Source organism: Marinomonas foliarum (assembly GCF_016906065.1).
Lineage (GTDB): Bacteria > Pseudomonadota > Gammaproteobacteria > Pseudomonadales > Marinomonadaceae > Marinomonas > Marinomonas foliarum.
In genome coordinates this window covers 3,416,552-3,431,135 of record NZ_CP070273.1, presented here as the reverse complement: position 1 = coordinate 3,431,135, position 14,584 = coordinate 3,416,552, and the positions used below count along the sequence as shown (strand labels likewise).

12 protein-coding genes are annotated in these 14,584 nt (G+C 44.2%); 3 read left to right on the top strand and 9 right to left on the bottom strand.

From position 1 onward, the window contains the following. Nucleotides 1–70: 70 nt before the first annotated feature. Nucleotides 71–1,468 (bottom strand): peptidoglycan DD-metalloendopeptidase family protein, encoded by a 1,398-nt coding sequence (locus JSY38_RS15890; protein ID WP_239544001.1) that lies wholly within the window; start codon nucleotides 1,466–1,468, stop codon nucleotides 71–73. A gap of 427 nt (nucleotides 1,469–1,895) precedes the next feature. Between JSY38_RS15890 and fdhD the strand changes: the two genes are divergently transcribed. Further along, nucleotides 1,896–2,714: a formate dehydrogenase accessory sulfurtransferase FdhD gene (gene fdhD, locus JSY38_RS15885; RefSeq protein WP_205114120.1), complete on the top strand. Its 819-nt coding sequence runs from the start codon at nucleotides 1,896–1,898 to the stop codon at nucleotides 2,712–2,714. Between the two features lie 13 nt (nucleotides 2,715–2,727). Continuing rightward, complete coding sequence (locus JSY38_RS15880; RefSeq protein ID WP_239544000.1) at nucleotides 2,728–5,055, top strand: FdhF/YdeP family oxidoreductase; 2,328 nt, start codon at nucleotides 2,728–2,730, stop codon at nucleotides 5,053–5,055. Between the two features lie 93 nt (nucleotides 5,056–5,148). Here JSY38_RS15880 and JSY38_RS15875 read toward each other — a convergent pair whose 3' ends face one another. Then, on the bottom strand, nucleotides 5,149–6,603 hold the full coding sequence (locus tag JSY38_RS15875; protein WP_205114116.1) for a TrkH family potassium uptake protein: 1,455 nt from the start codon (nucleotides 6,601–6,603) through the stop codon (nucleotides 5,149–5,151). A 169-nt stretch (nucleotides 6,604–6,772) separates the two neighbouring features. Here JSY38_RS15875 and JSY38_RS18610 point away from each other — a divergent pair, with 169 nt between their 5' ends. After that, nucleotides 6,773–6,901 (top strand): hypothetical protein, encoded by a 129-nt coding sequence (locus tag JSY38_RS18610; RefSeq protein ID WP_258861095.1) that lies wholly within the window; start codon nucleotides 6,773–6,775, stop codon nucleotides 6,899–6,901. A gap of 58 nt (nucleotides 6,902–6,959) precedes the next feature. Here JSY38_RS18610 and JSY38_RS15870 read toward each other — a convergent pair whose 3' ends face one another. From JSY38_RS15870 to JSY38_RS15840, 7 genes are all read right to left on the bottom strand, one after another. Continuing rightward, on the bottom strand, nucleotides 6,960–7,892 hold the full coding sequence (locus JSY38_RS15870) for an electron transfer flavoprotein subunit alpha/FixB family protein (RefSeq protein WP_205114114.1): 933 nt from the start codon (nucleotides 7,890–7,892) through the stop codon (nucleotides 6,960–6,962). Continuing rightward, nucleotides 7,892–8,641 carry an electron transfer flavoprotein subunit beta/FixA family protein gene (locus JSY38_RS15865; protein WP_205114112.1) on the bottom strand — a complete coding sequence of 250 codons (750 nt, stop codon included), beginning with the start codon at nucleotides 8,639–8,641 and terminating at the stop codon, nucleotides 7,892–7,894. The genes JSY38_RS15870 and JSY38_RS15865 overlap by 1 nt, the downstream gene beginning before the upstream one ends. Nucleotides 8,642–8,661: 20 nt before the next feature. Further along, complete coding sequence (locus JSY38_RS15860) at nucleotides 8,662–9,078, bottom strand: acyl-CoA thioesterase (RefSeq protein ID WP_205114110.1); 417 nt, start codon at nucleotides 9,076–9,078, stop codon at nucleotides 8,662–8,664. Nucleotides 9,079–9,089: 11 nt separating this feature from the next. Further along, nucleotides 9,090–10,943, bottom strand: coding sequence for a feruloyl-CoA synthase (locus JSY38_RS15855; RefSeq protein ID WP_205114108.1), 1,854 nt, complete (start codon nucleotides 10,941–10,943; stop codon nucleotides 9,090–9,092). 134 nt (nucleotides 10,944–11,077) lie between these two features. Further along, nucleotides 11,078–12,841 carry an acyl-CoA dehydrogenase family protein gene (locus JSY38_RS15850; protein WP_205114106.1) on the bottom strand — a complete coding sequence of 588 codons (1,764 nt, stop codon included), beginning with the start codon at nucleotides 12,839–12,841 and terminating at the stop codon, nucleotides 11,078–11,080. A gap of 13 nt (nucleotides 12,842–12,854) precedes the next feature. Further along, on the bottom strand, nucleotides 12,855–13,622 hold the full coding sequence (locus JSY38_RS15845) for a 3-hydroxyacyl-CoA dehydrogenase (protein WP_205114104.1): 768 nt from the start codon (nucleotides 13,620–13,622) through the stop codon (nucleotides 12,855–12,857). Nucleotides 13,623–13,804: 182 nt separating this feature from the next. Further along, entirely contained in the window at nucleotides 13,805–14,563 is a 759-nt protein-coding gene (locus JSY38_RS15840) for a crotonase/enoyl-CoA hydratase family protein (protein ID WP_114411901.1), read from the bottom strand. Nucleotides 14,564–14,584: the final 21 nt, after the last annotated feature.

Sequence of the window (14,584 nt, the reverse complement as noted above, 5' to 3'; positions counted from 1 at the left end):
CCTTTTTTATATCGTTATTTCAAACAACTAAGCTGTATAGAAATACGCTTATTCAAAACACCCGTAAACCTTACTCTGCACCAGAGTCTACTTCTGTCTGCTCTGGCATTTCTTTATGTACATCAGCACGCTTTGACTTACGATCTGTCATCATACTAATCCAACTAGCAACATTGGCATTGTATTCACTGCGCATACTATCTGGTATTGATTGCGTTGTTGGAATACTCGCTGTCATTGGATTTACTGGTCGACCTCTAACATGCAGTTCATAGTGCAAATGTGCTCCTGTCGTTCGTCCAGTATTTCCAGATAATGCAACGACTTGACCACGTTTAACTTTTTGGCCCTTTTTCACTAGAATTTTATTAAGGTGTAAATAACGAGAGCCATATGGGCCAGTATAGTCAATAACAACATATTTACCCGCGTATTTATGTGATGCCACTCGGGTCACAATACCATCGCCAGTAGCCAACACTTCGGTTCCTGAAGGGGTTGCCAAATCAACTCCATTATGGGGAGCGGGGTGCCCAGTTATAGGGTGTAAACGGTTAGCATTAAAAGACGAACTAATTCTATAGTGTTTACGCGTTGGCCAGCGTAATAAGGCAGGCGTTAAACTGTTACCTGCTTCATCGTAAAATCGACCATCCGAATGTAAAAAAGCACGGTACGTTTCGCCCTTGACGGTAATCCCTAAGGCTTCTAATTGATCCTCACCCACTTTTACACCATCAATACTGCCTTTTTTAACGACAAAATCGAATTCGTCATTGGCTCTTAAATCCTTTCGGAAATTTACTCGACCTTTAAGCACATCTTGAATAATCAAAATATTGGTGTCAGAAAGACCCGCTTTTTTCGCAGACAGATAAAAGTTGCTCACTACTTTGCTATGGACTGTTTCATGGGTGTAGGTGATGGGCTTAATATGCTCTTCATAGCTAAAACCACCGTTTTCGTGCTGTACATATGACACACTTTTACTAACATCGAGCCGACGATTTAACTCTGCCAATTCCCCATCTTCATTCAGCTTAAAAGTAAACTTATCATTAGGAAGCAATGGTTCAAGAACAAGATACTCTTGGTCAGCCTCCAGCACAGAATACAAAGACTCTCGGGATAATCCCAAGCGCGCGAAGATGCCAGCTAGCGTATCGCCCGATTTTATAACGTATTCAATTGAAGGAAGAGGTGCAGTAACTTTTTCTACATGCTGTAAAGGGTCGGTGGTGACTAAAGAGCCGTAATCATTATCCTCATCTGTGTTTGCATTAGTATCAGAAGGCTTAATGGACGTCTTAGCCTCACCACTAGGCAATAGGTACTCTTTAGGGTTGTCTGTTGGTGATACAAGCGATTTATAGACAAACAGTAGAACAATGAAAACAGCGAAGATAATGGATAACCAAGCACGCGGCCCAGATAAAGCCCAGCGCGAAAGGCGTGTAATAAACTGCATAAATAAAAAACTCATTAAACAAAAAAATGGCTCACACAGAACCCTGACTATGCACTACCATCTGGGTTGCACACATTCTCAATATAGGACAAGTACAGAACCACACTTTGTCTGAAGTGCCATCCACTCGCCACTGCTGGAGTGCAAATAATCACAGTCCATACCTTTTTCGCCTAGGGTTTTACACAACCAATACGGAAAAAGCGTTGAAGCTATTTTTTTTCGGGCAAGAATACGGCATTTTAAGTCTCAAAGAAATACTTAACACTTTGAAAAGCGCACCTATATTGATTCTTTTATGAACAATTAATTACTGCCATAAATTCACCTCGTTTCATGCACTTTCTCAACATAAAAAGATTGGACGACATTCACGTCTCTCCGTACTATTAAAGGCCTCTCAAATTCATTTACTAAATCGGATAATATGCAATATTCATCCCTGTCTTTTCCCTGCTATCAGCGACATTCGTTTGATCGCTGTGATAATAAGCTCGCTGCTGGATCAGCTAAACTAGTGGAAGAAATACCACTGGCTATTAGCATCAATGATATTACCCATGCGGTCATGATGGTCACACCCAACCAACTAGACGCGTTTGTTATCGGTTTTGCTCGTAGCGAAGGGATTATTGAGCAAATTAGCGATGTACGAGATTTGGAAATAGAGTCCACCAAGATACCGCCAAATATTGATAGCATTGCTATTAACTTAACTTTAAGCGCTCGCCGCTTCGCCAATTTTAAGCAAAAAAAACATGCCCATCTTGGTGCAACTGGGTGTGGTTTATGTGGCGTCGAATCACTTCCTCAAGCGATCCCTACACTACCAAAATTATCACCAAGCCAACCGATAGCTGAGTCTACTTTATTGTCGTTAAAATCACGTCTAGCTGATTATCAAACACTTGGAAAACAAACAGGGGCGGTTCATGCTGCATTGCTAGTTTCCCCAGATGGAAGCCCTCTTATCTGCATGGAAGACATAGGTAGACACAATGCTCTCGATAAGATTATTGGCTACGCACTGCAACAAAATATCAATCTACATAATTACAGCGTTTTAATGACTAGCAGATGCAGTACTGAATTAGTACAAAAGGCCGTTCGAGTCGGCCTCTCTAGACTAGTGCATTTAGCCTCACCAAGCACATTAGCGGTAACACTCGCTGAACATTATGGGCTAACGCTAATTCATTTGCCTAAGCAAGATGCGCCAAGAATATTTGCATCTTCAACCCCGTAAGAAGGAACAGATCTTGAGTAAAAAAGCTGATTTTTATACGCCATACAAAGGACCGGCAGGCGGCTGGGGTGCATTAAAAAGCACAACAAAACATTGGTTAAAAAGCAAAAATGCGGTTCGAAATATTCACTCACTATTAAAAACCAATCAGCCCCACGGCTTTGATTGTCCAGGCTGTGCTTGGGGTGAAAAACACGACCCTGCCAAAATTCGCTTTTGTGAAAACGGCGCTAAAGCCGTTAACTGGGAAGCCACATCACGTAAAGTCGATGCCGCGTTTATGGCGAAACACAGCGTAAGTTGGCTAAAGACACAAAGTGATTACTTCCTTGAATATCAAGGTCGACTCACTGAGCCAATGCGTTATAACCGAGAAACAGATCACTACGAAGCCATTTCTTGGGAGCAAGCCTACCAATACATCGGCGATACGCTAAAAAAACAAGCGACCCCAAACAATGTCGCTTTCTACACATCTGGACGAGCCAGCAATGAAGCCGCATTTTTATACCAGCTCTTTGCACGTGCTTACGGCACAAACAACTTCCCTGACTGTTCAAACATGTGCCACGAAGCCAGTGGCTATGCATTAACTAGCAGCATTGGCAGCGGTAAAGGAACAGTTAAAATAGACGATTTTGAACATGCTGATGCGGTCTTTGTCTTCGGTCAAAACCCAGGAACAAACCACCCGCGTATGCTAGAAACTCTAAAAGAAGTAGTACAACGTGGCGCGCAGTTATTCAACTTTAACACTTTACAAGAACGTGGGTTAGAGCGTTTCCAGAACCCTCAAAACCCGATAGAAATGCTGACCAATGGTTCCAAGCCAACCAACACTGGCTACTTCTGTCCGAAAATTGGCGGAGATATGGCAGTTGTGCGTGGTATAGTCAAAGTCCTTATCGACTTGGAAGAAGCAGCTCAACAAAATGGCGAAGCAATTTTCGATCATGACTTTATCAAAGAGCACACTCAAGGCTTGGATGTCTATCTTGAGCAAGTAAAACAGACACCTTGGCAAGATATTTTCGATCAATCAGGACTAAGCAAAGCAAACATCACGCATGCAGCTAACGTCTACGCTAAGGCAAACAGTGTGATTTTAACCTGGGCAATGGGCATCACTCAGCACCATCACTCGGTTGCCACTATTCACGAAATGGTAAACCTAATGGCGCTTCGTGGTAATTTAGGAAAACCTGGTGCTGGCGTATGCCCTGTCCGTGGCCACAGTAATGTTCAAGGAGATAGAACGATGGGCATTAATGAGTGCCCTCCACAAGAATTCCTTGATTCTTTAGAAACACACTTTCAATTTACACCACCGCAAAAGCATGGCTTTGCTGTTGTCGATACTATCCGCGCGATGCGCGATGGCAAAGTCGGTGTTTTCATCGCTTTAGGTGGCAACTTCGCAGCCGCAACACCAGACACGAAAGCGACTGAACACGCCATACAGCAATGCGAGCTAACCGTACAAATCAGCACCAAACTTAACCGTTCCCACCTAGTTACAGGGACTGAAGCCATCATACTGCCTTGCCTTGGTCGAACTGATATTGACCATCAGGCTAAAGGACAGCAAAAAGTCACGGTAGAAGATTCATTTAGCATGATTCACGCTTCTGGTGGCGTCTTAGAACCGTTAAGCAAAGAACAAAAATCTGAGCCTGCCATCATCGCCGGGATGGCAGCTGCGACGCTAGGTAATTTCCCTATTGATTGGAATGAAACCGTGAGCGATTACGATATTATTCGTGAACACATCGCTGCGGTCGTGCCAGGTTTCAAAGACTTTAACCAACGTATTCTACAAGATGGTGGTTTCTACCTAGGCAGCAGTGCTCGCGAAAGAAGCTGGGAAACGCCTGCCGGCAAAGCAATTTGTCACACTCACCCGTTACCAGATTCTATTCTGCCTAAGCGCGCCCAAGATCTTCTGTCAGACAAAACGCTGATCATGCAAACTCTACGCTCTCACGACCAGTACAACACCACTATTTATGGTATGAACGATAGATATCGTGGCATCAAGGGCGAGCGTAAAGTGGTATTTATAAACCCTGCAGATATACAGCGACTAGGATTCGAAGAAGGTCAAAGTGTCACGCTACGCTCCCTATGGGATGACGGTGTAGTGCGCAAAGTAAGTGGTTTCAAGCTAGTACCTTACAGCATTCCTGCAGGCAACATTGCTGCTTATTACCCAGAAACTAATCCGTTAGTACCGCTGGACAGCTATGGTGAATTCAGCAATACACCAACATCAAAAAGTATTGCGATAGAGCTAGAAACGTACGAACAAGAAAGCAACGGTATTGGTATCTCAGCGGCTTAATTTCATTCAACAACACAAGAAAATGCCCCATTACTCAATAATCGGGCATTTATTACTGTTTTTAGCCGTTTTTTTCGGTCCAACAGCCCTTTCTTAATGACGCCACATCACCGGAAAGAAAAGCACCAGCACAGTAAAATATTCCAAACGCCCTAAGATCATGGCAAAACTCATCAGCCAAGTGCCAGCATCACTTAACGGAGAAAAATTACTACCTAGCTCTGCAAAGCCTGGCCCAAGTACATTCAAACACGCTGCAGTAGCGCTTAAAGACGCCATAAAACTCATACCCGTCATCATCAGCAACACCGTAAACAATATCGTTATCATGGCGACAAGACACATAAAGCCCATCACAGAATGCCGTACATCTGCTGCGATAGTTCGCCCCTGAAACTTCATGGCGAAAACCCCATTAGGGTGTACTAAGCGTTTTATTTCCAAGCCTATTGATTTGACCGAAATGATATTCCTAATAACTTTATTACCACCCGCTGTCGACCCTGCGCAACCACCGATGTAACCAACAAAAATCAAGATAATCGACGTCACCGCCGGCCAAGCGCCAAAATCCGTTGCCGCATAGCCAGTGCTAGTAATAAACGAAATCACATGAAAAAACGACTGTGTTATGGAAACCCAAAGCCCCTCTTCTGAACCAGTCTGAAAAAGAAACAAAGCCAATAACAAAGCAATAAAACCAATAATTTTCAAGAAACCTCGTGTTTCTTCATCTTGCCAATAAAGCTTGATACTACGAGCGATATAAATCCGATAATGCAAAGCGAAATTCACAGCTCCTAACACCATAAAAAGGTTACAGATCCACAAAATTAATGGGCTATTAAAATAGCCCATGCTGGCATCGTGTGTTGAAAAGCCTCCAGTCGATACCGTGGTAAAGCTATGTCCAATCGCATCAAATGCAGACATACCTGCAAAATAATAACTTAACGCGCACAACACAGTGATAGCCAAATACACCATCCATAAATAATGTGTGGTACTAGATACACGAGGAGAAAGCTTTTCGTCTTTAATTGGGCCAGGCGTCTCCGCTTTTAATAGGCGCATACCACCAATGTTTAACATCGGAAGAATTGCCACCACAAAGATAACCACGCCCAGCCCCCCCATCCATTGTAAGAATTGGCGATACATCAAAAAGGTGGGTGGCATGTCATCTAAGCCAGACAGCACGGTTGCACCTGTGGTCGTCAAGGCGCTGATCGATTCAAATACACCATCAGTAAAAGAAATGTGAGTAATGGATATGATGGGAATAGCCCCCAGAACCCCAACAGTAAACCAAGTTAACGTGGCGAACAACATAGCTTCGCGCGTATTAACCGAAGGTAATGCGTACTTTCGAAAACCCAACAAAATGGTCAGAGAAAGGAAAAAGATAACCACTGCGGGTATAGCAAACGCACGCCCGACGCCATCCTTAAACAGCATAAAAGACAATTCACCAAACACAAACTGCACGACACTCATCCACAAGCATGGCATTGTCAGCAAACGCAGCACTAATAAAGGGCGAATCATAATCGGTCGCCGCTCCTATCAATTAATTAGAGTCAGATTCTAAACGTTTACCTTCGACAAACACAGCTATTCAAAAAAAGCTATTTTGTAAACAATATGGACGAATTGAGCACCATGTGCTTTTATTATACAAAATAATAAATAAGCCTTAATTTCAAAAGGAACGAACATGAACCAAGTACCACTGATTGATATATTTCACCTGAGCGCAATGGCCATCACTGTAGGCTGCTTTTTGTTTATTAGTGCAAAGCGCGTCATCGAGCTCAGCTCAAAATCAGACATAGAAAAACCATAAAAAAAACCGAGCCAAGGCTCGGTCTGTCAGTACACAAAATAAAATTCGACACTATCGCCTATAGCTTCGAAGTCATTTCTGGAAGCACAGCAAAAAGATCGCCTACCAAGCCATAGTCTGCTACTTGGAAAATAGGCGCGTCCTCATCTTTGTTTACTGCCACAATGACTTTGGAGTCTTTCATACCTGCTAAATGCTGAATAGCACCAGAAATCCCAAAAGCCATGTACAAATCGGGCGCGACGATTTTACCCGTCTGGCCAACTTGTAAATCATTCGATACAAAACCCGCATCCACTGCCGCACGAGAGGCACCGACTGCTGCCCCTAGTTTGTCGGCCAACGCCTCAACCAACGCAAAATTCTCGCTACTGCCGACTCCACGACCACCTGACACAATGCGGCTCGCACTGGAAAGATCTGGTCTTGTTGACTCAGTAATGTCGTCAGATTGCCAACTAGACAAAACACTCTCAGCCACAAAATCGATCGTTTCAACAGGACATTTCTGATCATTCTGTTTAATGTTTTTATCAAAAGAAGACGCCCGTACTGTAATGACTTTTGTGGCATCCAAAGCCGTTACCGTCGCAATCGCATTACCGGCATAAATCGGGCGTTTAAATTGCTCAGCACTCAACACAGCGCAAATATCAGACACTTGGCCAACATCTAATAAAGCGGCCACTCTTGGCATAAAGTCTTTTGACTCTGAATTGGACGGCGCAATAATGTGCGAATAGTTTGCCGCTAAATGCACAACCAAATCGCCCATTGGCTCAGCCAAGGCGTATTCATAAACATCCGCATTGGCACACAACACCTTAGCAACACCAGCAAGGCTCGCCGCCTCATCGGCAACGGACTCAACATTTTTACCTACCACCAGCACATGGATGTCATTGCCAATGGCTTGAGCGGCCGTCAAGGCGCATAAAGTAGCAGACGAAAGCGTACTCGAATTATGTTCTGCAATTAATAAAGTCGTCATTAGATCACCTTCGCTTCATCTTTCAATTTACTGATCAATTCATCCACCGACGCCACTTTAATGCCCGCACTACGAGTTGAAGGCGCTTCCACTTTATCTAATCGGTAATGAGCCTTTGGCGTTACGCCCAAGTCTGCCAAGGATAAGGTATCGAGTGGTTTACGTTTAGCCTTCATAATATCGGGTAATTTGGCATAGCGAGGTTCATTAAGACGTAGATCCGTCGTTACAATCGCAGGCAATGTCAGGACAACAGTACGTAGCCCGCCATCGATTTCACGAGTAACAAGCGCTTTATCGCCGTCGATAACAAGCCTAGAAGCAAAGGTTCCCTGTGGACATTTAATCAAGGCAGCTAACATCTGTCCCATTTGATTATTATCAGAATCAACCGACTGCTTGCCAAGAATCACCAATCCAGGTTGCTCTTTTTCAACGACTGCGGCAAAGGCTTTGGCGACATTTAAAGGCTCAATGTCGCTTTCAGCTTCAACCCAAATGGCACGGTCAGCGCCTAACGCCAGGGCATTACGAAGTTGCTCTTGGCTTTGCGTCGTTCCAACGCTCATAACGATCACTTCAGATGCCACGCCAGCTTCTTTCAGGCGAACCGCTTCTTCAACAGCGATTTCGCAAAATGGATTCATTGCCATTTTGACATTGGTTAAATCCACATTGCTTTGATCTGCTTTAACACGAACCTTAACGTTGTAATCAATGACGCGTTTAACACCTACTAAAATTTTCATTCTTTCACTGACCTTTCTGTTTAACCATGACTCAACATTTTTGCTCGAATGTCATCTGGAATTGTCTTAGCTTTAAGATCACCTTCTGCATTTAGACAGGCCCAGACACGTTTTTCCGTGCATTCGACCGCTAAGTCACCATCATTAAAAAGCTGATGACGAATCCCAAAGCTGGCACGACCAACCTCAGTAAACTCACTTTTAATAGTAACCTTGTCACCATACTTAGAAGGTTTAAAAAATTGAGAGCGCGTATCAACCATTGGAAAACCAACGGTCTTTAATACATCGCGAATATATCTAAGCGAAACGCCCATTGCCTCAAATAAAGCCCCCGTTGACGCATCAAAATAGGCAAAATAACGCGGATAAAAAACAATATCGGCGGGGTCGCAGTCACCCCACTCAATTTGTACTTGGCGCTCATTGTTAAACATGACGCTCTTCCTTATAAACTGATAACCAAATCAGAAAGAGGCTCTTGATACAAAAGCTCAATTTGATCTTCACGGTGAGCTTGCACTGCGCGCTGATTCAACGAACCTTTATCAGTAATTTCATTTGCATCAATACTAGGTGGCACAGCTTGCAACAAAATACGTTGAACCACTGTCGAACTACCAGTGCTGTTTTTAGCAAAGTCACTTAACTTCTGCTGAAAAGCATCACGTACTGCTGAGTGTGCAATAACTTGCTCGTTCGTCTCCACCAAGTCATGAGGCAAAATCGCCTGACAATGAGCCCAGTCTGGGAAAATGAGCGCTGTGATATAACCACGGTTTGTGCCACACAAAACAACATCCTGAACAAATGGCGCAAAGGCACTGATAAATTTAGCACGCAATGTACCTGCACTGACCCAAGTACCACTATCGAGTTTAAAGTCTTCCGATACACGCCCGTCAAAACGGAAGCCTCGCTGCGGTTCATTTTCATCAAGATATGCTATCGCATCGCCTAAGCAATAATAGCCTTCTTCATCAAACGCTTTTGCGGTCAATTCTGGTTGACGCCAGTAACCCGGCATCACAGTTTCAGCTTTCACACGCGCTTCTAACTTACCTTCGTTTGGAACAAGCTTGATAGACACACCTGGCGCAGGAACACCAATAACACCAGAAGTTGATTCTTCAACAGAAGCAAACGTCGCTGACGGCGCTGTTTCGGTACAGCCTAGCCCAGTGACCATAGGGATTTTCTTGCCAGTATATTGAATCGCCAGCGCATCCAAATCATCCCAAATATGCTGAGCCAAACCTGCAGCGGCAAAGAAGGTAAACTGTAAGCGCGCAAAAAACTTCTCAGCTAACTCACTGTCCGCTTTCAAATTTTTCACTAATAACTCAAAACCTTTTGGCACATTGAAATACACGGTTGGAGATATCTCCGCCAAATTCTGCAATGTCTTAGCGAACAGTTTTTCAGTTGGCTTGCCATCATCAAGATACAAACTACCGCCGTTATACAAAGCGATACCAATATTATGGTTACCGCCAAAAGTATGGTTCCAAGGTAGCCAATCAACCATAATAGGCGGCTGATCTTGCAAGAACTGCATTACTTGATGAATCATCACCTGATTGGCGCAAATCATACGCTGAGTATTGATAACGCCTTTTGGCATACCTGTGGTACCAGAGGTGAAAAGCACTTTGGCAATCGTATCGCCATTCACTTGCTCGTTCATTTCATCAATCAAAGCCGACTCAGGAAAGTCCCAAAAGGATTGAAAAGCCACAATTGGATTGTCAATTTGTTGTGCCTTGGTATCCCCTTTGATCACCACTACGGGAATTTCCGTATCTTGGCAAACCGCTTTAATTGCCTTTTCATAAGGTGCCAACTCATCCACCACAATCATGCCGGGTGTCAAAATATCCACAATACCTTGCAGCTTAGAATAATCCGTCGCGATAAGAGAATAAGCAGGCGACAAAGGAGAATGAGCCACACCCACATACATACCAGCCAAAGCAAGCATCAAATGCTCAACGCTGTTGCCACATAAAAAAACGATGGGACGCTCAGCAGAAACTGGCTGAGTGATTAACCAAGATGCTATTTTTCGTACTCGGGCTACCGCTTGTGAGTAGGTAACTTCCTGCCAGTCACCTTGCTCATCACGCTGCGCAACAAATATTCGATCGGGGGTTTTATCAGCCCAGTATTCAAGCTGATCAGTCCAGCAACGAGCATACTCATCCAGCGCTTTTTGGCTATTGATGACTTGCACTCCGCCTTCACGATTTTCAATGTGGATAGGATGTGCCACAACCTTAATTGGATGGAATTCACCTTTCATTTTTTGCTCCCACTCTCATCTTTTGCCCTTAGAGGACATTTTGATTATTTTTATGGCTAGAGTTTTAGGGAGTGGTTTATTAACCACTGCCGAATTGTTATTTTTATCTCGACTTCAGACCTAACTGGCCTGCTTCAAAATTTATATTTGCCAAGACCTAACCCAGCATTTTCAACGACCTTCAAAGCCGCCATAGCAGAGGGCAAACGATAAGCACCATAAATTGCGGCTAGCGCATTAATATTCTGCATATACGACTCATCAACTGTCTCTTGTGCTTGCTGATAGGCCAGCACATTAAATATCTGCCATGTGCAAGATAGGATGCCCATGGCGTCCAAGAAAGGCACAGACACGGCTAGCAAACCGTCATGATCTGCATCAGGATTCAGTAAATGTGAATCCAACAATGACGCCACCTTAGTAAGCACCTGGTGCGTTTCTTTCACCATAGAGGCAAACACATCATCAGACTCAAAAGGCTGAACCAACTGGGTTATTTCTGCTAATAACTCAGTCAATGCTTTACCTTGATCGCCACGTACTTTTCTAAACATCAAGTCTCGCGCTTGAATACCCGTGGTGCCTTCATAAATCGTTGTAACCCTTGCATCACGCATAATTTGAGCAACACCGGTTTCTTCTACAAAGCCCATACCACCAAATACCTGAATCACTTGGCCTGCCATCACATTGGCACGCTCAGTCGAAAAGGCTTTAAAAATCGGCGTCAGCAAAGCGACTCGATCTTTTTTTGATTGATTCGTTTCTTCTTGATTGTCTGCCGCTTCGGTCGCATCAATTTGCGCAGCAATCTGATAACCCAAAGCACGTAATGCAAAGGTTTCCGAACGCATTTCTAACAACATGCGTTTCACATCGGCATGTTCAACAATGGCCACTTTTTCGCCTTGACTATTCGTACCTTGAATTCGCTCTTGGGCATACTCCAATGCACACTGATAACCAAGTTCGCCCAAAGCAACACCTTGCAGACCACAACTCAATCGGGCCTCATTCATCAAGACGAACATCGCCATTAGACCTTGATTCAACTCACCGACTAATTCACCAATACAACCATCTTGATCACCGTAACTAATAGAACACGTTGGGCTACCATGAAGCCCCATTTTGTGTTCAATACCGGTACAGCGAATATCGTTAAACTCTCCTAATACACCATCATCAGCAACACGATGTTTAGGTACGATAAATAGTGAAATACCGCGACTGCCTGCTGGCGCGTCTGGCGTTCTAGCCAGCACTAAATGGGCAATATTGTCAGTAAGATCATGATCACCGTAAGTGATGTAAATTTTCTGACCTTTGATTTTATAAGTGCCGTCAGCCTGTGGAATCGCCTTAGTATTCAATGCCCCTAAATCCGACCCCGCATTTGGTTCCGTTAGCGCCATCGCCACGGTCCATTCACCGCTGACAATTTTTGGTAAATAACGGCTTTGAATAGATTCCTTGGCAAAATTCAATAGAATTTCAGAGCCACCTTGCGCTAAGGCTTGAAACATCACAAAGGCCAAATTCGCTGACAACCACATTTCATTAACAGGCTGCGCTATATACTTTGGCAGACCTTGACCACCAAACTCCTCAGGCAAGGCCAAGCCGATCCAGCCAGATTCAGCAAATTGCTTATACGCATCTCGCCAACCATCTGGTGTAATCACATTGCCGTCCTGAAAGCGGCAACCTTGTACATCACCCACTTGGTTCAGTGGTGCGATTACTCCAGCAGCAAATTTCGCCGCCTCTTCCATCACCGCATTGGCCAACTCTGGGTCAAAACCGTCTAACGATTCAACGCCAGCCAGGCCTTGCTGTTGATAGGCTTGTGCCACCAGCAACTGCATATCTTTGTAAGGAGCTTGATAGTTCATCATCAACTCCGTATTACTTCGCAGCCATACGAATCGCACCGTCAAGACGAATCACTTCGCCATTCAGCATGCCATTTTCGATGATGTGTTGTGCCAAAGACGCGTATTCATCAGGCTCACCAAGACGCGGTGGAAATGGCACAGATTCGCCCAAAGATTTCTGCACTTCTTCCGGCAAAACATCCATCATTGGCGTTTTAAATAATCCCGGAGCTATGGTCATCACTCGAATACCAAAGCGTGCTAATTCACGAGCAATTGGCAAAGTCATGGCGCACACACCACCTTTGGAAGCCGCATAACCTGCTTGCCCAATTTGACCGTCAAACGCCGCTACAGATGCTGTGTTGATAATCACGCCGCGCTCTAAATTGGCTTCTTGCTCGTTATGCTGCATTTTGTCTGCAACCAAACGAATCATATTAAAAGTACCAATTAAGTTAACTGATACCGCACGTTGAAATGATGCCAAGCGATGTGGCCCTTCACGACCGACAATACGCTCTGCGCCTGGAATACCTGCGCAGTTCACTAAACCACTAATAGGACCAAAGGCTTCAACAGCTTGATCAATCGCACCTTGTACCGAATTCTCATCCACGATGTCTGTCACGCACCCTTGTACGCGCTCACCTAAATCAGATTTAACGCGTGCTAAACCTTCTTCATTCACATCGGCTAGAGTCACTTTTGCTCCTAAACCATGTAGACGACGGGCAACCGCCTCGCCAATACCCGAAGCTGAACCTGTCACCACAAAATGTTTGTCTTGAATTTGCATCTAAATACTCCTTACCTTGCTGTTATTTTTATGACAAAGGGCAGATTTACTCAGTCTTTTCCTTGTTCTTTGATAAAAAGAACCTTGGTATTTGATTCACGCTGACGCGTTGAGCTTGCGAAACAGGCGCAAGTGAATTAAATATCAAGATTCATGGTATGCATTACCAAAGGCAAAACTTCTTAGCTTTTTTTACGATTCAAAAACGCATCAATACGCGCTTTTACTTCATCGCTGGTTTGCGTAATGCCACAAATCAATGATTCAGTGTACAGACCATCTTGTGCCGACATATTGCTAATACGGCTCAGACCTGTGGTCATGGCCCAGTTGGAGTATTTCGAGTTTTTGCCGATGCCTTCTGCGATTTCAAAGGCTTTTGCCAAGGCTTCACCATTACCAACAACATAATGTGCCAAGCCAATACGCAAACCTTCTTCGGCTCTTACATCACGCCCCGTCAGCATCATTTCTGTCATGCGGCTGGCACCAATCACATTGGATACATTTACCGATGCGCCACCGCCAACAAAGATGCCATGTTTACCCTCAGGCAGACGGTAAAAGGTATTTTCTTCACTGACACGAACATGGGCACAAATCGCCAATTCCAAACCGCCGCCAATCACCGCGCCATGCATAGCAGCTACGACAGGAATGCCTGAATCACTAATATGGCCAAACACGCGGTGCCACATATTAGAGTGCTTCACCACTTCAAATGGCTCACGGGCTTTGTGCTCTTGCAAATCCAGACCAGAGCAAAATTCCGGGCCGCTACCTGAAAACACAATGACATTCACGTCATCGGTTAAATTCAAAAACACGTGTTCAATCTCAAGACATAAGCTGTCATTGATGGCATTTTTCTTTTCTGGGCGATTAAGCTGCAAATGCGCCACGCCATTTTCTACGGAATAATTAATAAATTGATATGTCATCTTGGATTACCTTTAAAATTT